At 60.4% G+C, this 20,303-nt stretch carries 13 protein-coding genes, 1 tRNA gene and 1 pseudogene; 4 read left to right on the top strand and 11 right to left on the bottom strand.

Annotated elements, in window-relative coordinates:
• Positions 1-35: 35 nt before the first annotated feature.
• Both ACLFLU_RS09700 and ACLFLU_RS09695 read right to left on the bottom strand, forming a co-directional pair.
• Positions 36-3,578, bottom strand: a complete 3,543-nt coding sequence (locus ACLFLU_RS09700; RefSeq protein ID WP_426411971.1) for an AAA family ATPase — start codon at positions 3,576-3,578, stop codon at positions 36-38.
• A 3-nt stretch (positions 3,579-3,581) separates the two neighbouring features.
• On the bottom strand, positions 3,582-4,853 hold the full coding sequence (locus ACLFLU_RS09695) for a metallophosphoesterase family protein (protein ID WP_426411970.1): 1,272 nt from the start codon (positions 4,851-4,853) through the stop codon (positions 3,582-3,584).
• Positions 4,854-5,656: 803 nt separating this feature from the next.
• Here ACLFLU_RS09695 and ACLFLU_RS09690 point away from each other — a divergent pair.
• Together ACLFLU_RS09690 and ACLFLU_RS09685 are read left to right on the top strand one after the other, a co-directional pair.
• A complete protein-coding gene (locus ACLFLU_RS09690) occupies positions 5,657-6,451 on the top strand; it encodes a hypothetical protein (RefSeq protein WP_426411969.1) in 795 nt (264 codons plus the stop codon).
• Positions 6,452-6,499: 48 nt separating this feature from the next.
• On the top strand, positions 6,500-6,841 hold the full coding sequence (locus ACLFLU_RS09685; protein ID WP_426411968.1) for a tyrosine-type recombinase/integrase: 342 nt from the start codon (positions 6,500-6,502) through the stop codon (positions 6,839-6,841).
• Between the two features lie 95 nt (positions 6,842-6,936).
• On the opposite strand, the gene ACLFLU_RS09680 is transcribed toward ACLFLU_RS09685, so the two are convergent.
• The 5 genes and pseudogenes from ACLFLU_RS09680 to ACLFLU_RS09660 form a co-directional block, all read right to left on the bottom strand.
• On the bottom strand, positions 6,937-7,164 hold the full coding sequence (locus tag ACLFLU_RS09680) for a hypothetical protein (RefSeq protein WP_426411967.1): 228 nt from the start codon (positions 7,162-7,164) through the stop codon (positions 6,937-6,939).
• Position 7,165: 1 nt separating this feature from the next.
• A complete protein-coding gene (locus tag ACLFLU_RS09675) occupies positions 7,166-7,768 on the bottom strand; it encodes a hypothetical protein (protein ID WP_426411966.1) in 603 nt (200 codons plus the stop codon).
• Complete coding sequence (locus tag ACLFLU_RS09670; RefSeq protein WP_426411965.1) at positions 7,750-8,829, bottom strand: hypothetical protein; 1,080 nt, start codon at positions 8,827-8,829, stop codon at positions 7,750-7,752. Before ACLFLU_RS09670 ends, ACLFLU_RS09675 begins: the two co-directional genes overlap by 19 nt.
• 165 nt (positions 8,830-8,994) lie before the next feature.
• Positions 8,995-9,096 (bottom strand) — tRNA-Pro (locus ACLFLU_RS09665).
• Between the two features lie 87 nt (positions 9,097-9,183).
• Positions 9,184-10,263 (bottom strand): annotated as a pseudogene (locus tag ACLFLU_RS09660) (DUF3363 domain-containing protein); the annotation flags it as partial.
• 1,149 nt (positions 10,264-11,412) lie between these two features.
• Here ACLFLU_RS09660 and ACLFLU_RS09655 point away from each other — a divergent pair.
• Positions 11,413-11,538, top strand: a complete 126-nt coding sequence (locus ACLFLU_RS09655; RefSeq protein WP_256374910.1) for a hypothetical protein — start codon at positions 11,413-11,415, stop codon at positions 11,536-11,538.
• Positions 11,539-11,634: 96 nt separating this feature from the next.
• On the top strand, positions 11,635-12,960 hold the full coding sequence (locus ACLFLU_RS09650; protein ID WP_426411964.1) for a DUF3422 family protein: 1,326 nt from the start codon (positions 11,635-11,637) through the stop codon (positions 12,958-12,960).
• Between the two features lie 571 nt (positions 12,961-13,531).
• On the opposite strand, the gene ACLFLU_RS09645 is transcribed toward ACLFLU_RS09650, so the two are convergent.
• The 4 genes from ACLFLU_RS09645 to ACLFLU_RS09630 form a co-directional block, all read right to left on the bottom strand.
• The gene (locus ACLFLU_RS09645; RefSeq protein ID WP_426411963.1) at positions 13,532-16,612 is read right to left on the bottom strand and encodes an EAL domain-containing protein; all 3,081 of its coding nucleotides are present in this window, start codon (positions 16,610-16,612) and stop codon (positions 13,532-13,534) included.
• Positions 16,613-17,508: 896 nt separating this feature from the next.
• Positions 17,509-18,384 (bottom strand): ABC transporter permease, encoded by an 876-nt coding sequence (locus tag ACLFLU_RS09640; RefSeq protein WP_027548161.1) that lies wholly within the window; start codon positions 18,382-18,384, stop codon positions 17,509-17,511.
• Positions 18,377-19,243, bottom strand: coding sequence for an ABC transporter ATP-binding protein (locus tag ACLFLU_RS09635; protein ID WP_426411962.1), 867 nt, complete (start codon positions 19,241-19,243; stop codon positions 18,377-18,379). Before ACLFLU_RS09635 ends, ACLFLU_RS09640 begins: the two co-directional genes overlap by 8 nt.
• Complete coding sequence (locus ACLFLU_RS09630; RefSeq protein WP_426411961.1) at positions 19,240-20,283, bottom strand: ABC transporter substrate-binding protein; 1,044 nt, start codon at positions 20,281-20,283, stop codon at positions 19,240-19,242. The genes ACLFLU_RS09635 and ACLFLU_RS09630 overlap by 4 nt, the downstream gene beginning before the upstream one ends.
• Between the last annotated feature and the right edge of the window lie 20 nt (positions 20,284-20,303).

Below are 20,303 nucleotides of genomic sequence, written 5' to 3'. Positions count from 1 at the left end.
ATATTGATCTTCGAAATATGCATTCTGCAAACCAGCTAAGCAACGCTCTTCATCTGATGCGGACGACGCTCCAGCATTTTCGTTGAAACAGTCTTGCCAAATGCAGTATGCGCCACATCAAGCAGGTGATGGTGATGCGTAAAGAAGAGCACCTGGGTTTTCTCCGCAAGCAGTTGCAGCACCCTGAAGCCAGCAGCCGCGCGCGCATCGTCGTAATTGATGAAAAGATCATCGGCGATAAATGGCACCGGCACGGCATGCATCAGATAGTCTTCAACGGCAGCGATTCGCAGCGCGACAAAGAGCTGATCGGCAGCCCCTTCGCTGAGACCTGACACTGGGACCGCCCCGCCGTCTCCACGTACGCCCGCCAAATGTGGGACATCCTTCTCGTCGTATTCGAGCGCAAGCCGTTGGAACGAGCCACCAGTCAGAATAGAGAACAGCTCTCCCGCTCGTTTGAGCAATGGCGCCTGCTTTTCGCGCCTAAACCGCTCGATGGCCCATCTTAGGATAAGGGTTGCGGAGCGAACGCGCGCATACTGCGCCGCCGCCTCCTTCATTTCGGTCAAAGCCACCTGACGATCAGCAGCAGCTTTGGCGGCAGCAGCGTCTCCGCCGACAGCCTCGAAAAAACGCTGAGCGTCGTTACGATTCTGAATTGCGCTCAGCTGGCGTTCCCGAGTCTCTTTGAGTGTTGCCGTCAGTGTTTGCTCCCGAGCCGCTGCGTGATCTGGATCGGCGCTGCGGCATTCTTCGTCGAGCTGTTCGACGCCAAGCCCATCACCATCAGCATCTAGCGCGCGTCGCAAGCGCAACCACTCATCCTTCAGCGCGCGTTGCAGATCGGACTGGCGAATAGCCAGTCGCAATCCGTCGATCGAATCGACGGCTGCGGCGTTTTTGAGGACGTCTATTGCGGCGGTGGCGTCCCTTCTGGACCTGTCGCATTCTTCCAGTTTCTTCTGCAGGCCCTGCACCGCTTCATCCCTTTCGTCGCGGGACACAACGGTCTGCTTCGCCGCACTCAATTGCGCATGGAGCTGGAGGATTGCTTCATCTGGATCCCGCCCCGAAAACTGCGGCGCGATTGCATTCACGAGCTTTTCGATATCCTCGGCAAACGCCCTGATATCCCGCTCGATCTTTCCAATGCGCTCATGCTCCAGGTCCGCGATCTTGGCAGACGTCTCCCGCATCTGATCGATCGCTTCGATTTGCTCCTGAACGGTTTCAATCGGGGCTTCGGGTGACAGATTGAGAGCCGCCAAGGCCTCGTTCCACTGCATGTTCCAAACATCACGTTCCTTCGCAGCGATTTCGACAGCTGCGCGCCTGCGTTCGACTTCCGCTGTACCTTTCCGCTCCTCGAGCGAAAGCTCACTCCTCTTTTGCGTGTTGCCTTCCTCCGTGCGGAGGCGCGCTTCCGCCGCCCCAAGAATGCCGTTCAGCGGCAGACCGTCTGCCGAGGACGCCATCGCCGCGTCCGCCATCAGGCAGACGAGCTGTTGCTTCGCCTTTGACATTTGCTGCTGGAGCGAGGACTCTGCATGAAGCGCGGCGTCGCGCTTGGCGATCTGATCAAGCACGCTTGCCCTCGCGGTGAGCCAGTCCAGCATTTCGTCCGGAGAGCGCGGGTTTTCGGTGACCTCTTTCCACTGGGCCACCCAAGCTGCGGTCAACGTGTTCTGCTCTTCGGTTGACGAAAGAAGCTCCTGCTTCGTGCAGTCAAGAGCGTCTTGCTGTTCGGCGATTTGCCGAGCCAGCACCATGGCCGCAGCGGTCGACTGTGCATTTTGAAAACGACGGTCCGCCGCCACGTCGGCCCGGTCGATGGCCGCTTCATAGGCATTGAGCAGCGGGTCGCCATTTGTGAAAGCGAGCTCTTCCGACTCCGGCACCACGATATTGTCGACATGTCGACGCCTTATGATGGACCATCCGGCATCACGCCGTTCGCGCAGCTTTTTCAATTCCTCCGCGGCGACGATTTTTTCATCCGACACAAGACGAGCATAGGACTTTCCATTGTTTTCGATAGTACGCATCAACTCGCGCGTCGCAGTTTGCTGGCGTTGAATACGTGCCTCAAGTTCGCGAACAGCATCGCGATGGGCCCTTACCACGGCCTCCCCCGGGATTTTTACGGCATGCAAACTCTCTTCGCTTGCGAGGGGCGGATTCATCTCAGCCATTTGCCGCTGACATGATCTTTCCGCCGCTTGATACTCTTGTTGGATACTCAGGAGACGCGCATCGAGATCACCAAAGGCGCGAATGGACTTGACGACGCCAGCCAGCCCCGAGAGGTCTTTCTGCATTCCGAGCGCTTCGATCCGCGCCTGAATATCAGCGAGTTTTTCGCTGGCATCCTCAAGCGCCGCTTGAGCGCTTCCGACTGCCGCAAATCGGCTACCGCGCGATGTCGACAATCCGCGGACCGCCGAAACCTTGGCCCGCGGCGGAATTCTCTCGACCAGGTTGGTGGTGGGACCTGTCCAGCCCAGTTCAATCGCCGCGCGCTTCAGGACCTCTTCCGCTGCGGCGAGTTCGACTCGCCGCTTCGGCAAGTCGGCCCGGCCTGAAGAGAGCTGTATGCTACGCTTCGAAAGGCGTTCAATTTCCGCTTGGTAGAGAAGTACGTTATCATCGACCACGAGCGCGGAAATTTCGACGCTGATTGCTGCGATATGTTCGCGGAATGTGTTTATCCGCACTTCCGCAGCAGCGTTATCCGCCGAGGCCTTTTCAAATTGCGTAGCTGCGTCGGAAGGCAATTCGACCACCGCGCCGAGGGCGGCTATCTCGGCTTCGATCTCATGAATCCGACGCACACTGCGATATACGCGCCGGACTCGAGAAATCTTCGCAAGTTCGGCAACCTGCTCTTCGATCTCCTTCTCGATATGACTGGAAAGGCCACGCGCCTCTTCGAAAGCGGATTTCAGTTCCTGCCATTTGCTCGCGGTCACCGTGTGCTGACGTAGCGCTGCGTCGGCCTCTTTAAGGCGATCCTCGGCTTGGTAGTATTTCCGGTGGCCCGCCTTGCGGCCGGCCCAGAGCCCGTCCGCCTCTTCCTGCATCGCAGCCAGCCGATCGCGGAGACCTGACACCCCGGCGCCTGCGGCGAACAATGTCGCGCCGATATTATCCTTCGCCTGGATGATATCCCGCCCGCCGGCCCGCAGGCGCTCATGATCAAGACAGAACATCCGGCAGAAAAACGCACGGTCCATTCCGCCGAGCAAGGGAGCGAGCAGGCCATCGCCGGCCGCAAGCGGCAGGTCGTCGGGGCCGAGAAGCGTGTCCTTGTTGCCCTTGCGGCGCCGGACCGAATGCGACGCGCCATCGCGTTCCAAGGTGGCGGCGATGCGCAGCGCCGCATTATCATGAAGAAAATTACGGGTTGATTGCCCGGGAATGCCGAACAGCAGATCTTCAATAGCCGACATCGTCGTCGACTTTCCAGCCTCGTTCTCGCCGTACACAATATGAAAGTCAGGTCCGCCTGACGGGAACTGAAGCGTCGTGTCGGTGAAGTGCCCGTAGCGGATCAGGTCAAGAGAACGGATACGCACCGATTAACGCCTTTTCGCAGTCAGACGCGCGCTGAGATATGCGCCAGCCTGCTCGATCACGGCCGGGTATTCTTTCGCAATCACTGCTTCGAGAAGAGAATCGTCGACATCAAGCGCCGCTTCGTGAGGAAGCCTGCGGACAAGGTCGCCGAGGTCGTTCGCGATTTCCGCCTGGAGATCGAAATCCTCCGCGGCCTCACCCAATAGGACTTTGAGATCGTTGATCGCATTGCCCTCTGAGTGAATGGAAACTGCCGTCACAGGCACGGTTGCATTGATGACGCGTTCGATCCAAGCTACCTCTTCGCCGAGAGCCAGTGCTGCGGCTCTCGCTTCAGCCAGCAATTGCGGCCCAGAAGCCACCAGTTCGCCGTGAAGAGCCGTCAGGCCACTTAGTTTGATGCGACAAGCCAGCAGGCGGCCTTCTGCATTCTTTGCGGCCTCGCCGATCGAGTGCTTGATTTGATCGATAACATCCCCGATCCGCGCGCTATCACTGACCAGTACATCGACATGCATCCATCGCACGACGTCCGTGTATAGCGGCTCAGCGCCTTCGATCGCTCCGTCCTGAACCGAAATGAGCTGCGCCGATTTCGGGCCGGATTCACGGATGTGGCGCCCCTGCAGATTGCCGCAGAACACCACGTGCGGATTTTGATGCAGGACGCGGCCCTGATGCACATGTGCGAGCGCCCAATAGTCATAACCCTTATTGACCAGCTCTTCGAGCGTGCAAGGCGCGTAATTCTCGTGAGGACCATTCATTCCGCCGAGCGCGGTATGCAGCACGCCGATGTTGAAATAGCCTTTGATCGGCGCGGGATAGGCCGCCGCCAGATTGTTCGTCGTCGCCTGCAGGCGGAAACTTTGACCGTGAAGGGCGACGCGGCGATGATCGATCTTGAAAGTCTGGGGCTTTCGATAGCCGAACACCTCAACATTGTCGGGGAGCGTCAACCGCTTTGTGATTTGGCTTTCGGCGTCGTGATTGCCGTGCAGCACGAAGGCGGGGATTTTTGCCGCCCGCAAACGCCCCATCTGCCGCACGAAAAAGAGGCCGGTTTGAAAATCGCGCCAATCGCCGTCGTAAAGATCGCCAGCGATGACCACGAAAGCCACCTGCCTATCGATTGCGTGAGTAATGAGTTCCTCAAAGGCAGTTCGGGTCGCCGTTCGGATACGCTCGGCCGCAGGCCCCTCCTGTCCGCTCAGGCCTCTCAGCGGACTGTCCAGATGGATGTCGCCGGTATGGATAAATTGGAAAGTGCTCACCAAAGCGCCCGCTGAATCCATTTAGAACAAAACATGAAACACGAAAAGCGTCCTCTCGCAACCTCGAGCGGAGTGTTGTGACCAACTATCGATAAACGCGCGGGCGATTTTCAGCATTCATGAAGGGTTCGAAGGCCGCCGAATTTTGGGAGAGATAGTTGCCTTTATTCGCCGTATGGTATGCGGCGAATTTGCTTGCCTTTGCGGTGAAAAACCGCACGCAATCGCCGCATAAGTGCGAATATGGCCGACAGACAGCCACGGGTTAAGAAACATCAATGACTTCCCGGTCGCATTCTTGAACTTATCCGAGCGAAAACCGGCATCCGTCGCACGATCATCGCCCCTTAGAGACGTCGTCGCTCAAAGCCGTTCAGCTCCCTCAAAGCACAAGTCTTGCGCAGCGCCATATGCGCGGCTCCTCCCGGAAGCCACGCCGATGTCTAGCAGCTGCGAAGCGTCCGATTTGCACTCCGAAGCCGCCAATTCCCTCTCTTGCTTGGGCATAAAGATTTGCGGCGGGCGATTTTTGAATAGGCATTGAGCCGAGTGGCTGAACCAAATGTGTCGGCAGTTCGTCATGCCGCGTCCGTAGATGCCAAAGCGTAACATCGACAAGCTCGCTCGCGCTAAATCACGACCCGCTCCTAATCAATGGGACGAGGACGAAGTGATGACTCTAGTCGAGGCTATCGCGGTGTTTTTTCCTCATGGTCCATTGACTCTATCCTCACTACGTAGGGCAGCCGCAGCTGGGACTCTTGAAATCACCAAATTAGCGGGCAAATATCTGACTACCCCTCGTGCCAATCGCAAATTGGTCAAGCCGTCATGCCGGGCCGCAAAGCCTCTGGTTCAGAGAGGACGATGAAGCCTGGATCATCCTCGACCGCGGCCGCCAGATCCGCACAGGCTGCAGCCGCGACGGCATTAACGGCGCTGCGAAGGCGCTCGAAACCTACATCGGCGAACGACATAACAGCACGGTCGGCGCGACCGACCCCAGCGTCCTCGCCATAGCTGACGTACTTACCGCCTACGAAATTGCAAAGCGCCCCAAGGATAAGAGCGACCAACGCTCTTGGGCGCAGCACGAATCTCCTGCTTATCTGCTTACTCGACCTCAACAACTTTTTTGGCAACAAGACTGTGAGTGCGATCAAGGCGCAGCTCTGCCGCGACTTCGTCGACTGGTCGACCGGCACTCCCAACGACAACAACAACAAGGCCGCCGGCATTCGTCGCGCGCGGGCGTGGTTTCTGACCAGACGGCGCGCCGCCGCCTGGAGGATTTGCGCGCCGCGATCAACGCCTATCACGCCGAGCATACACTGAGCTTCGCTCCCAGGGTGACATTGCCGATCAAGACCGATGGCCAGCAGCGCTGGCTCACGCGCAACGAAGCCGCGCGCCTGCTCGCGGCCACGCTTGGCTATGTCTGGGATGGAGAGAAGAAGACGTGGAAGCGTGAGAACGGCCGCCTGGTCCTCCGCGAGCGTTGGATCATCAACCGCCGACGGCGGGCCGCGCGCTTCATTCTGGTTGCCTTTATTCGGCCGGGCGCGAGGAGACGATCCGGCGGACACAATGGTTCGTGACCATGACGGATCCGTGGATTAACATGGACGCGATGATCTATCAGGGCCGTGGCGCTGAGGAGCACGGCACCAAGAAGCGCCGGACCGCCGGCAAGGATCGCCAATCGGCTGCGGCCGCACCTGGCGCGCTTGCGCAAGTTAGATGCGCAGCGCTCGGCCGAGTTGCGCACCGCCGGCATCATGAAGACGGGCGAAGAGATCCGCTTCGTCATCAATCGCATGCACAACGGCCAGCCGCTCGCCGGCAAGATCCGATCGGCCTGGGAAGGCATTCTTGAGGATGCCGGCCTAGGCGAGGACGTTGTTCGCCACTCGCTGCGTCACACCGCCGCGACCTGGCTGATGCAGCAAGGCACCGACCGCTGGCAAGCGGCCGGCTGGCTGGCATGACGGTGAAGCAGCTTGAGAACGGCTACGGGCACCATCTCCCGGACTTTCAGGAAGAAGCAGCGGAGGCTCTCGGGGGGAGGCGATAGCCCGGGCCTTTACTCGCCGCGCTCGATCCTAGCGTTCAAATCGACCAGGATGAGTTCGTAGGTCTGAAGCGACGACTTGTGATGTTCAATCACGTCATTGGTAACGTCCCGCCAAGGGCCGTTCCCTTCCCGCTCCCCAACGGTCATCTTACCGGACTCGAGCGGCGCGAGATCTTCTCGGATCTGCTCAATCTGCGCCTCGACATCCCTTTTATAGGCTTTCAGGTCGATCGCCATCCTAGCTGCCCTTCCTGTTCGCCACATCCGTTAGAAAATAGAGGGACCACAGGACCGTAACCGACAGAAACGACAGTGAGAGAGCCAGCGCTAGTGAGCCTGCAGCTCGCACGGCAAAGCGTGCGGGAGGTAGTGCCGCTGTCCACGCGAGAACGGCGTCTCGTAACAGTCCGGCGGCCACGACGCCGATCAAGACCGCGAGCCCCAGAAAACTCAGGTAACCGAGCAGGAAGCACAAGAACTGGCGCATCGTGAGCGGATCGTTGTCGAGCCAAAGCTCTGCACCGATAGGACGGCGATCAAGGTTCGGCCCAGGAGCGCCCATCGAGACAGCAGCGAGCGCGCCGATCATGAAAGGGACAGCCATGACAAGAAGGTCGCGGGTAAATCGCAGCAGGCCGTTGTCGCCGAACAGCGCCGGCCGTGGGTCGATCACGAGATAAATCGCCCAGCCGGCGATGCCAACCACAATCGGGATTGTAAGGTCATACCTGCGCTTCTCGGGATGGCGGATCTGGAGATAACGCAAAGGCGCGAGCAGACGCAGACGAGACTGGTGCCCGCCGTGGTCTACGTCCAGTATCTTTATTTGCCGCGCTGCCATAGCTGATCCTTGTCGAGGAATGTGGCCATTTGGTCGGCGATTTCATCGTTAATCTCGGAATACCATTCGCGCGGCTCATGCTCTAAAGACATGAGCTCCTTCTGACACATCACCAGGTCCGTTGCTCCCGCGAGGGCCTGATGGATCTTACCGGTCACAGCCGTTCCGCCATTGAGCTGCCTATAGGTTAGTTTCGTGTGGTAGCCGTTGGTTTCATAAAAAGAGCGTATTGCCGTCAGCCAGGCCATGCGCTCCTTCGGATCTTCGGGGCCCTGCTTCGCGTTCACCTTGAGCTCAACATCAGCGATCAGCTCCTTTTGAAGCACGTGATCCTTCCCGCCGATTGACTGCTTCGTCGATCGCTTCGTGAAGGTCATATGCGCTAACTCTCGACCACCAGCCGTAGCAAAGGAAAGCGATCGGCCGACATCAGCGAGAAGTTCGAGGCGTGGGCTATACTTATACTCCTTGATGCTCGCCTTCCCCTTACGATCCGGCAGATGAACCTCGTAGGTCAGCTCGTCGGCATGGGCCCAGCGGCGAAGCTGCCTGCAGAAAAACGTCTCGATCATTCCGCGATTGATCGTGTGTGCGACCTCGACTGCGCAGCGATAGTCACCGTCATCGTGCTGCTTGATGGGAAGTCGAATCACGACATGGCAGGAAACTCCGCCGCGTTCGTTCTTCCCACCGGAAATATTCCGGCCTTTCAGGCTACTAGTATCGACGACAGAAAAGCTCTTCTTGCTCTGGTCGACAAACTCCAGCAACAGCCTAGCATACCTGTACGCGCCGCCAGTGACGACCTTGATCTGGCGCAGCCAAATGAAGTTATGCCCGACGCACCGCGCAATGCGCTCGTCTTCCGTTTCCTCGTCGTCCTTTTCGGTGTCGCTGGCGCCAAAAAACTCGATCGCTGACCCCGCCTCATTCCGCTCCTGAAGAACGTTGAAAAGCTCGAAGCCGGCAACCGTCGGCGGCTTAAATGCAACAGGGGCTCTGGAAACCGAAATGCTCGCCAACCGATTCAAAATAACGAATCGCTGAAAATCTTCCGCCAATGTCTGCCTCCCGGGGGCACCGCTGTGCCGGAAACCCGACTGGATGACACAACTTATCGGGTGTTCAAATGCCCGAAACACGCAATCCACGAGAAGTATATGAGACGAAGGCGCAAATTCATTGCGCAACAAGATCGCTAATCTTATAAGTGTTTGAAATCTCGATCGGAGTGGCAGGATTCGAACCTGCGACCCCTGCGTCCCGAACGCAGTGAGCCTCTTCTAAGTTGTTGATTTTTCTTACCGTGGCAGGCGCTTCCGCTCACGGTCGTTTCACCCATTTCGTTGCGATCTCGTTGCGGCATTCTTGGGGAGAACACATCGGAGCCAGATGGGTCCCCTAAGTGTGCGGATCACTTCGTCGTCGAGACCGAGATCGACGAGGTATCCGATGACGGGGACGTCGAGGCTTTCGCCCGCCAGAACGTAGCTTGCGGTCCTGCGCTCGATGCCGCGTTCGCTCAGACTGCGGTGGATACGCTTGATGATGTCGCCACGCTCACCGAGCTCGCGCAGTGTCGTCTCAGCGGCCTCGTCCATGAACCATTGACCGGGCCCCAGTTGATGCGCAAGCCCAAGGCTCTCCAAGCACCGCAGCCAGCCGACCTTCAACGCCTGGTACTGATCAGGCTGCGACACCGTATTTGGCGTAAGGTCGATAAGGCCGCGCAGGTTTGCGTCGCGAACCAGCAGGCGGTCGAGCTGTGTCCAGTGCTCGGCCTCAAACTGACGCTCGAGCGAGCGGCGGATGTCGAGATTGGAGCGCAGTCCGAGTTCCTGTGTGACTAGGTCCCGGGCGCGAGCGCGCATCCCCTCCTTGATGTAGTCGCCGGAGATGACGAGGTCCTGGCCGTCTTCTGCGACGCCGCGCACGTTGATCTGCACGTAGGGGTGCTGAGTGTTTCACTGATCGACGCCCACCCAGTCGAGCTTGGTGCCGAGGTCCTTCTATCTGGCGAACGACCTCGCGGGCGAAGCCTTGAGGTCGGCCATCTCCGGCGCGTCTTCGGGCGAGGCGATGAAGCGAAAATGGTGGCGGTCATTCTGACAGCACTCTGCAAAGGCCTTGGGATCGGCCATCCTCGGTGTCGGGGGCAAACAGGTGGGCCTTCTTCCCGTCCCGAGTGACGCCCTCGCGCCGGAATTGGCTGAGGTGCGCGGCGAGTGGCGCAGATCTCACCTCATGCCGGACGACGCGGGTCTTGATTATCACCAGACGTGAGCGGCCGGTGAGCAGACGATTCGCCGCACGCTACGGCGCCATCTGAGGGCGCGCGTACGGACTGCTTTGCTCTACCGAGCTACACCATCACTGGGGATACGACCGGCGCGCTCAGCGGCGGCGACCGCCTGGCCGATGAAGGGCTTGGCCCGCTGGGCCCGCGAAGAGCGGATGCGGCCGGGCCGCGGCTGGAAATCGTTCTCCTCAGCCATTGGCAGCCTCCTTGATCTCTGTTTTCCGAGCTCGCACCTTGCGGCCTCGATGGTGATCGACGGGCCGGAGGCGATCAGCGGCGCACCCCGAAGGGGCTCGACAGCAAAAGAGGAACCTTCATGTTTCGCAAGAAACGACGGCACAGCCGACAGGGGATGAAAGTTGTACCGCAGTTGCGCCATAGGCAGTCGAGGCTTCAGCCGGTCTTCGGCCGATCAATCCATCGAAGAGGCCGTACTCGGGCAATACGCCCGATGACTCGAGTAGTCGGCCGTATCTGTGATCCGCCGCTATTTGGTCGATCACTTACAACGATCGCCACGTATCTGCCTCCCTGCGATATTCGGTCGAGCCGCGAGGCTGGTGCTGCTCTGAGTGTCGCTTCAAAGACGAGGACGGCGAGCGCTCTGCGTGCGTGATCCAGTCAACCTCACTCGATGTGACGTTATGAGCCCGTCGCTAAGCCTTGCCTCGCGGGTCCGGGCGCGGTCACTCTCCGGGCTCTGGATCGACAAATCCGACCTTAGCGTGGCCGCTGAGACAATGGCAGCGGCCGGCGAGGCATCATCTTGCGGAACAGGCAATTCCCTGTGGCCTGCCTCACGTACGCATTCTGTCAGAATACAAGCGCGCTTCATGTCTGAAACCCGCCTCCGATGTCTTCGAAAACCACATTGCGCCAAAAAAGACGCGAGCGTGGCCCTTCAACAGTGCTGGCCCAAATCCTGCACCGGCTCTCCGCGCCAGGAAGTTGGGCGGCAGCAACAAGATGGAGTCGCGTTTGGGCATCGATCTGTCAATCGATAATGCGGTTGCCGCACCGGAGGTCGCCTGTCTGCACCGCGCTGGGATAACGGAAGACGCTCCTGTTTGCCACGGCCTCGCGCGGCATCGGTCATGCCACCGGAAACCTGTTTTCAGAAGATGGCCGGCGTATCTTCACTTGCACGCGGCAATCCTTCGGTGGCGGGCGATGTCCATGGGATTCGGAGGCAGACAACCATGCCCACGTCGATCTAGGCATTCGTCGGACGGTGTCGCACGCCACCCCCAAGGTCGGGGAACGGCTTGCTGGCGTACCGCTAGAAGCATTGATCCACAATACCAGCATTTCGCCATAGACACCGGACCGTACCCCGCAGACGTCTTTGACGGCGTCAGTCGAAAGCGGGATCAGGCTGTTCCGGCTCAATCTGCTCGGCCTGATTCTGCTCCCGCAAGATCTCTTTGTCGAGCCGAAGGCGACCTCGGTATCGATCGTCAACGTGACTTGATCGGCGCCTTGCCGCGCACCCGTTTTCCAGCACCGCCGATGCCTCGAGCGTCAAGGCTGACGGTTGCTTGCTCACTCTGAAGCGAGTCGTCAATACATGATCGATGAACTGGATCTGCGAACCTTCAACCCCCATCCGCAACGCGACGCCGTGCTCGACGAAGTGCACGCGCGCCCTTTCACGCGCCTTGTTTCGCCATTCAGCGTGATCCACCTCGCCTTTCTTGCGCAAGGTGAGGCGGCCGCAAGCGATCGCTGCCGTTTTATCGATTTCTGCCTGGACCGCAATCTTCCGCCGCCTGGGCAATCGGCGAAACATCATCAGATTGTCATCGGGCCTGCTACGCTACGCTGGGAGCAGCATTCGGAATTTACAACATTCACCTGGTTCTGGCCTAACGCAAATGGTCCTGTCGCTCACCAATTCGACAAAGTTGATGATGCCGTCCGATCGCTGATCCGCGCGTTGCGGCAGTCCGGACAATTGCTGGTCGCGATCAGGTTAGAAGTGGAGCAGGACCCCTCGCCGACTAAGCGCGCCGAACAGATTTTTGACAAGAATAGCCTGGCCATGGTTGCCACAAGGAGCGGTGCAGGCGTTGCCGCCTCAGACTTCCGCGTGGACGAAAAAGGCTTCACAAAAATCCTCGTCTGCGACCTCGGGTTGACGTCGCACGATCTCGGAGCGCTGGTGCAACGGCTCCTGGAAATCGAAACCTACCGCCCGTTGGCGCTGCTTGGTCTGTCGGCGGCCCTCGAGCTTGCGCCGTCTGTCGATCGTATCGATCGGCGTCTTGTTGAGACGCTCGAAGAAATGCAAGGCGCAGAGGGACTGAAATTCAACAACCATCTGCTTGCCGAGCTGACGGCGTTGGCCGCCTCCTTCGAAAGAGGCGCGACCGGTAGCCTGTTTCGCTTCGGCGCCAGCAGGGCCTATAACGAGCTTGTCCAATCGCGGCTGTCCATCATTGAAGGCAACGATGTGGCGGGCTATCCGACCTGGTCGTCGTTTCTGGCGCGCCGCATGGCGCCGGCGATGCGAACCTGCGCGACCGTCGAGGATCGTCAGGCAAGCCTGTCGGTCAAGCTGGCGCGTGTCGCCGATCTGTTGCGAACCCGTGTCGACGTCGAGATTGAACGACAGCATCGTGACCTCTTGCACGCTATCAACGAGCGCGCGAGGCAGCAACTCCGGCTGCAGTGCACAGTCGAAGGATTATCGGTCGGGGCGATCGGATATTACGTGGTCAGCCTGTTTAGCTATCTGGCCAAGGGCGCGCACGATGTCGGACTACGTGTGGAGCCCTCGTTCCTAACCGCAGCCTTTGTGCCGATCGCGGTCGGCGTGATCTGGCTGGTGAGTTACAACATCCGGAAGCGACACCTCAAGCACGACAACGCGCCCTCGGTGGCTTGCGACTAAAGCTCCTTGAGGAAATCAGTGCGTCCGTCCTACGAAGCTCGCATAGTCGTGGTTCGACGCTGCCGCAAAAGTCCCAACTGGTTAGCCCGCAATTTGTGCTTTGATTGATCGGGATAGGGGAGACCTCGCGCGATGCCACCCTTCCCACACCACTTGGCATACACAGGTCCATACCGCGCCGGTTCGACTGAGTTAAGCTAGCTCAGAAACCACTATTCGGAAGAGACTGCGAGCGTCAAAGAAGTGGTTGCGCAGGGCGTGCAGGACCGCCGGTGCCCGGACATTCGCCAGAGCCCCGCCGGCGAACTGGCCGCAATCGATGCGGCGAACTTCGCGAAGCCGAGACGGACCGGCTCGGGAAGCGCTTCGATCGCCGCAAAGACTGCAGTTTCGAGGTTGGCCACGTCTTGCCACCGGAACTGACCGATTTACCGGACCAGGTGAGGACAACAAGGTTTCCGATGAAGCTTCATCAAGAACAGCAACTAGCGGCCATGGCCGCTGACGAACCAGATTCGAGCGGGATCTTCCTCCCGGACTTCCCCGCGCGCGCGGAGCGGAGCGCCGGTGGTCAAGACGCCGCTCGAATAGGAACCCTGTTACTTTGCGGGGCAGGCTCGAGGCTCCGTGGCCGCCCTATCAAGTACCCCTGCATCTCGTCGCACCCCTCCTGCAGTAGCAGCGACATCTGAGCATCGGTCTCGATACCTTCGGCAAGCACCGGCACGCCAAGCCCGTGGGCCAGGCCGATCACGGCTCGAACGATGGCCAGCGACCGCTCGCTCTCGCCAAGCGCCGCGACGAAGGAGCGGTCGATCTTGATGCGGTCGAGGGGAAACGCCTCCAAATAGGACAACGACGAGTATCCAGTTCCGAAATCGTCGAGCGCGATATGGATCCCGAGAGCCTTGAGCGACTGCATCGTCCTTTTGGCGCGCGCAATGTCCTCGATCAGTACGCCTTCAGTAATCTCTAGCTCAAGGCGCGAAGCCCGTAGCCCGCTCTCGCGCAGTGCTTTGCGAACGTGGGCATCCAGATTTTCTCGGCGGAACTGTGCAGCCGAGACGTTGACCGCCACCCTCAAGGGCTGGTGCCACGACGCCGCTTCCATGCAGGCCTCCATGAGAACCCAGTCATCGATCTGCGCGATCGAGCCGCTCTTCTCCGCGACCGGAATGAACTCCCCCGGAGCAATGATTCCGCGCACCGGATGGCGCCAGCGTACGAGGGCCTCATAGGCCTTGAGGATACCGTGGCGGTCCTGCTGCGGCTGGTACTCCAGATAGAGCTCGCCGCGCTCCACAGCCACCCGCAAATCGTGCTCCAGGGCGCGGCGGTCCCGCAACTGCTGGTCCATGGCGCTCGTGAACAGGCGGATCGCTCCCCTGCCTTCGTGCTTCGCGCGATAGAGCGCGGCATCGGCGTTCGCCAGCAGGGAGACGGCATTGTCAGCGTCTCTCGGATACAGGGCCACTCCGACGCAGAGATCGATCTGCAGGGCGTGGCCGTCGACTTCGATTGGATGTTCGAATTGCGCGCGCATCCTGGTGGCGAGTAGTTCCGCGCTTGCCGGCAACGGCAATTCATCAGTGATGCCGATGAACTCGTCGCCGCCGACACGGGCAACGTAGGATCCTTGCGCGGCTTCCTGCAGGCGCCTTGAGGCCTCCCGCAGCACGGCGTCGCCGACGGCATGGCCGAACAGATCGTTGATCTCCTTGAAGTGATCGAGGTCGATACAGAGCACCGCAAACCCGTCCTCGCTGGCGCGCGCCCGCTCGATCGCGGCGACGAGGTGCTGATCCAGGGCCGCCCTGTTCGGCAATTCAGTGAGCGCGTCGTGGCTAGCGAGGTAGCTGATCTTCTCTTGCGTCCGATTCCGATCCGTCACGTCGAATGCGACCGAAACGTGCGCGGCGCGGCCTTCGTAGATGAGCGGCCGGGACTCGATCACGACCTGAATCACCTCGCCGTTGGCCGTCCGGTGCAGCTCGAAATCACGACTTTCGCTCTCGGGATCTCCGCACTCAAGCTGCGGCTCGAACATGCTGAGGAGAGCTTCGCGGGAAAAGCCGTAGTGGCGGCACATCGCCCCGTTTACCGCGATCACTTGCCGCGTCTTCGCCTCCGACACCCACATCGGAAGCGGATTTTCTTCGAAAAGAAGCCGGAACGACGCCTCACGCCGCTTGAGGTCGGTGATATCGATCCGAACGCCTATGCTACCCCCATCCGCCGTCCGTCTTTCCTCGACGCGCACCCATCGATCGCCGGCGAGATGCTGCTCATGAGAGTGCCGGGGCAATGCATGTCGGGCCATGCGCTCTGCGAGCCACTCTTCCTCGCGTCCTGCAGCTTCGGGGTACTGTCCGGCGGCCAAACCGGCGCGGAGGATGCCTTCGAACGGAGCTCCCGCCGCGAGGGCGTCCCGGCTGGCAGCGTAGAATTCCGTGTACTGCCTATTCCAAAGAACCAGCCGATCGTCCTTGCCGAAAATGGCGAGGCCTTCAGGCACGACGTCCAGCGCTTCCCTCAGGTGAGTGTGGGCGGCCCGCGCGGTCGCTTCGGCCTGCTCGGCCGCGGCCTTGGCTTCCGCAAGAGCTACTTCGGTCCGGTGTCGCTCCGTGATGTCTTCGTGGGTGGCGACCCAGCCGTTGCCCTGCATCGGCCTATGCCGGATGCGCACGATTCGCCCGTTCGTCAGCTCGACGGTCGTATCCGAATTCTTGGCAATCACCGGGGCGCTGTTGCGCCAGACCAGATATTCCTGCTTGGACATCTTCGGTGCGCTGCCGACCGAATATCGGAGATCGACAATATCGTTCAACTTCATGCCTGGCCGGACGATTTCCGGATCGAGATCGTAGACTTCCAGGTACTGCCGATTGCAGACGATCAGGCACTGATCGTCGTCAAAGAAGCAAAGGCCCTGAGACATGTTGTTGAGCGCTCTGTCGAACCGCTCGGCGAGAGCTGTGGCGGTCTGCTCTGCAACCCTTGCACGATCGCCTTCTTCGGTCAGTCGGCTATGGGTCTCCACCAGTTGAACGAAGGACCGGAAGTTCGTGCTGATCATCCGACCGAGCAAGACGAGCAGCAGCAGCAGATTGATCCCGAGCGAGATCATCATCCCGTCTCCGGAGAAGAGCAGCACGGTCGCGATCGGCGCACCGGCGATGATCATCGTCAGCCGCGACGCCGGCGGGAAGCTGCCGAGGCAGTAAGCGGTGCCGATACATCCCATGAACACGAGCAACGCGACAGGCGCGCGCAGGCCCGGCTCGACAACTCCAAACAGCGCCAGGATCCAGAACACGAAGCCCGCGTTGAGCACCACCGCCACCAAGCGGGTTCTGACGAGCTCGCGGTACGCCTCCTCCGGCGTGAAATCGCTCCGCCTCAGGCGTATCCACTGAACCAGCCGGACGAGACAGATCGCAAGGAGAGCGGCCGGCAACGCGAATCTCAGCCATGGCGACACCGTGGACGGGAGGACCAGCCCTACGCTGATACTGTCGACGAGCAGCACGGCGTAGAGAACCGGCACCTGCTGTCGGAGCACACGGAACTGCTCCACGAGCAGAGAACGACCGAGCGGGTCGGTCAGATCGCCCACGGAGAAGGCGGTACGGAATCGCGCGAATATGCCCATTTAGATTGCCCCAGCCGTTCCAAAGCTAGGACAGAGAGGCGAAGGACACGTAAAGGTGCTTGGTGTCTCGGGCATTAACGGCGCTGCTGCAATTGCGAAGAATTAACCTTCAGGCGCCGCCGGTCGCCAACCGCTTCCGCCACAGCACTGCTCTGAGTGACATGGCTTAAAGCGACGGGCCCGGTCTAGTTCGCACGAGGCATGCTGACGGCGCGACGCGCGACTGGTCGAAACCAGCCTCCGACGGCAGCGCCTATCAGGAACATGTGCTGACCAGACGGGGCCACGGCTTGTTCCTGGTCGTGGTCTCCTTAAGGCAATGGGGCGAGGCACATCTCTATGCGCGCGGCGAGACGCATTCGGTGCTGCTGGACCAGACGGGCAGACGGTCGGGCAACTCGTGCTGCCGTCGAAGAGCCGCAAGCCGCTGGCGTGGTCGGACACCAAAGTGAGGAAAGTCGCCGCGCGCAGGCGGTGAGCGGTGCCGAGTTTGTCGCCGCAGCTGCGTAGGGAGGGATCAGTCTTATTGCGTCAGAAAGACCTCATGGTGAGGAGCGCGAAGCGCGTCTCGAACCAAGAAGCCCGCTGGTGGCCTCGTCCTTCGAGACGCTTGCTGCGCAAGCTCCTGAGGATCAGGAGATAAACCGGTATGACGGAGTAAGATTAGTGCAGCCTGCCGTTTCCACGTTACGGCAAACTGCTGCCGCCCACAACTCGCCGCTGCCCCGATCACTGCCAGTCCGCCGCCGGCAAGCACCAGCCAAATCGGCATCGTACTTCGCAGAACCGGACGCCGCGGGACCTCTGGTCTGCACGATGGATTTCAGTCGTCATTACTCACGTCCGCAGTTCAGATGATTGCGATCGTGCTTCGCGTCGCGACGATATCTGCACGCTCATGCCGTCACCGGCGCCTTCCACCGCATGAAGCGCCGCTCCAGCGCCTCGAGGACAGCATTGCACGCGAGCCCGATGACCGTGATGCTGAGGATGCCGAAATACATCTGCGGGATCAGGAAGCTGTACTGGCTGTTGATGATGAGATAGCCAAGACCAGCCTTGGCGCCGACCATCTCGGACGCGACCAGCACGAGCATGGCGGATGCGCTCGCGAGGCGAATACCGACGAAGATGGTCGGAAGCGCAGCCGGCAGAATCACCTTGCGAAACAGTTGCTGCGGTGTCGCGCCCATGGTCCGCGCCGATTTGATCAGGAGCGGATCGACTTGCTTCACCGCGGCGATGGTGTTCAGCAGGAGTGGCCAGGCGCAGCTGTAGATCACCATCGTGATCTTCGACATCTCGCCGATCCCGAGCAGCAGGATGAACACCGGCAGCAGCGCGAGCGGCGCGGTGTTGCGGCAGATCTCGATGAACTGGTTCAGGAGATTACCGAGCCGGGCTGACCTGCCGACCGCCAGGCCAAGCGGCACAATCAGTGCGACCGATATCAGAAACCCGCTCAGCGCGCGCAGCAAGCTGGCGGAGACATCATCATAGAGCTCGCCGCTTTGCGCGAGCTGCCAGCCGGCGGCAATCACCTCCGAGAACGGCGGCAGGAACACCGCATCGATCAGGCCGAGCCTGGGAGCCGCTTCCCATAGCAACAACAGGGCAATCAGTAACAGGGAGCGGTGTCCAAGGACAGTCAACTGGCGGATCGCGGCACGGGCCCCACTCACCGCCGGCGACGGTTGAGGTTGCACGCCAGTGAGCGCCTCTCGGCGTCCGTGCGCGAGCTCCAGCAGTATCAGCGTCTCCAGACTAGACATGGGCGATCTCCTTCACCTCGTGGTCCACATGTCGCGCACCGACACCTCCGTTCAACTGGCCCCGCTGGGCCTTCTGAACCTCGTCGCGCAACAGGCTCCAGACCTCATGGCGTACATGGCCGAACTCCGGCAGTGAGCGCACATCGTCTGCCTCGTCGCGCAGTACCTCGGGGAGGTCGATGACTTGCTTGATCCGCCCCGGACGCGACGTCATGACGGCTACGCGCTCGCCGAGCACGACGGCTTCGTCGATGCCATGGGTGATGAAGACGATGGTCTTGCCGGTGGCGCGCCAGATCCGCAGTAATTCACCCTGGAGCGTCTCGCGAGTCTGAGCGTCCAGCGCCGCGAACGGTTCATCCATCAGCAGCACCTCCGGATCGTAGGCGAGGCTTCGGGCGATCGCGACGCGCTGCTTCATGCCGCCGGACAGCTCGTGCGGATACCGATTGGCAAAGCCCGACAAGCCGACCAGGTCGAGGAAATGCCGCGCGATCTCAAGCCGCTGCCTGGCCTTGAATCCGGCGATCTCGAGCCCGAATTCGACGTTCTCCGCGGCGGTCCGCCAAGGAAACAGGGCGTACTGCTGAAATACGATTCCGCGGTCGCGTCCGGGTCCGGCGATGGGGCGCCCGTCGAGCAGGATGCGGCCGCTGGTCGGCGTCGTCAGTCCGCCCAGCAAATCGAGCAAGGTCGATTTCCCGCAGCCGCTTGGGCCGACCAAGACCAGGAACTCGCCGGTGCGAACGTCGAGCGTGATGTCGTCAAGGGCCGTGAAGCGGCCTGCAGGGCGGGCGCCCTCACCTCGCGTGATGAATTCCTTGCGGACCTGCTCGAAGCTGATCTTGACCGGGGTCATTGCACCTCCGCCGTCTTTCCCGGACGGAAATAGTTGAACGCGTTGGTGTAGGTGTCGGAGGCCTTGATCTGACCGGGCTTGAACAGGCCATCCTTCTCGAGCCCGTCGATCCACAGCTGGATTTCGCGGTCCGAGATCACGCCGCCCTTGGATGCGACGCCGGTGCTCTTCCAATACTTGATCGAAGAGGCATCCTCGTTGCGCTTGCGCTCGGCGATGATCCGGTCGAACCGGGCCCGCACCTCTTCGGCGGGCGTCGTCTGCGCCCAGTCAATCGCGCGCGAAATGCCCTCGACCAGCCTGCGGGCAGCCTCAGGATTATCCTTGATGAACTTGTCCCGCAGTACATAGGAGCCACCGGTGAACTGGCCGAATAGATCTGTGTCGTTGAACAGTGAGTGAATACCACCCCTCTCCAGTGCCTTGTCGCGCAGCACGCCGCCGAGCGCGCTCACTTCGACTTGCCCTTGGCGCAGCGCCTGCTCGCCGGTCACCGGCGGGACCGCAACCAGCGTCACCTGCTTGGCTTCACTAGCGCCGAGACCACCCCTGGCCAGATATTCTCGAAGCACGAAATCCAGATGCGCGCCCAGCGTGTTGATGGCAACCTTCTTGCCGATCAAGTCGCGTGCGCTCTTGATCAGACCGTCGTCCTTCACATAATAGCCATTATAGGTGTTGGCGTCGGAGCCATAATACCCGACTACGGCCTTGATCGGCGCCTTTGCGGCGATGAGCTTGAGGATCGCGCCGTAGAAAGCGCCGCCGACATCGATATCGCCGGTCACGACGGTCTGGATGTCCTGCGGGCCGCTGATGGTATTGCCGACCCATTTGAGCTTGAGCGGCGCGAGATAGCCGAGGTCGTCGGCAAGCTCGATGAAGGTCACCTGCCCGGCCCAGCCCTGATAGCGGATTTCGGTCTTTTCGAGCGGCGGTTCGGCGGCGGCCGGAGCCGCGAGGCCCAGCATGAAGGCGCCAGCGAGCGCCAATCGTGCGGCGCGATGCCGTGCGCGAACAAATCGAAATAGCGAGTTCATCCTGATAAATCCTGTCAGTG

This window comes from Bradyrhizobium ganzhouense (assembly GCF_049949285.1).
GTDB lineage: Bacteria > Pseudomonadota > Alphaproteobacteria > Rhizobiales > Xanthobacteraceae > Bradyrhizobium > Bradyrhizobium ganzhouense.
This window is presented reverse-complemented; position numbering and strand designations above follow the sequence as displayed.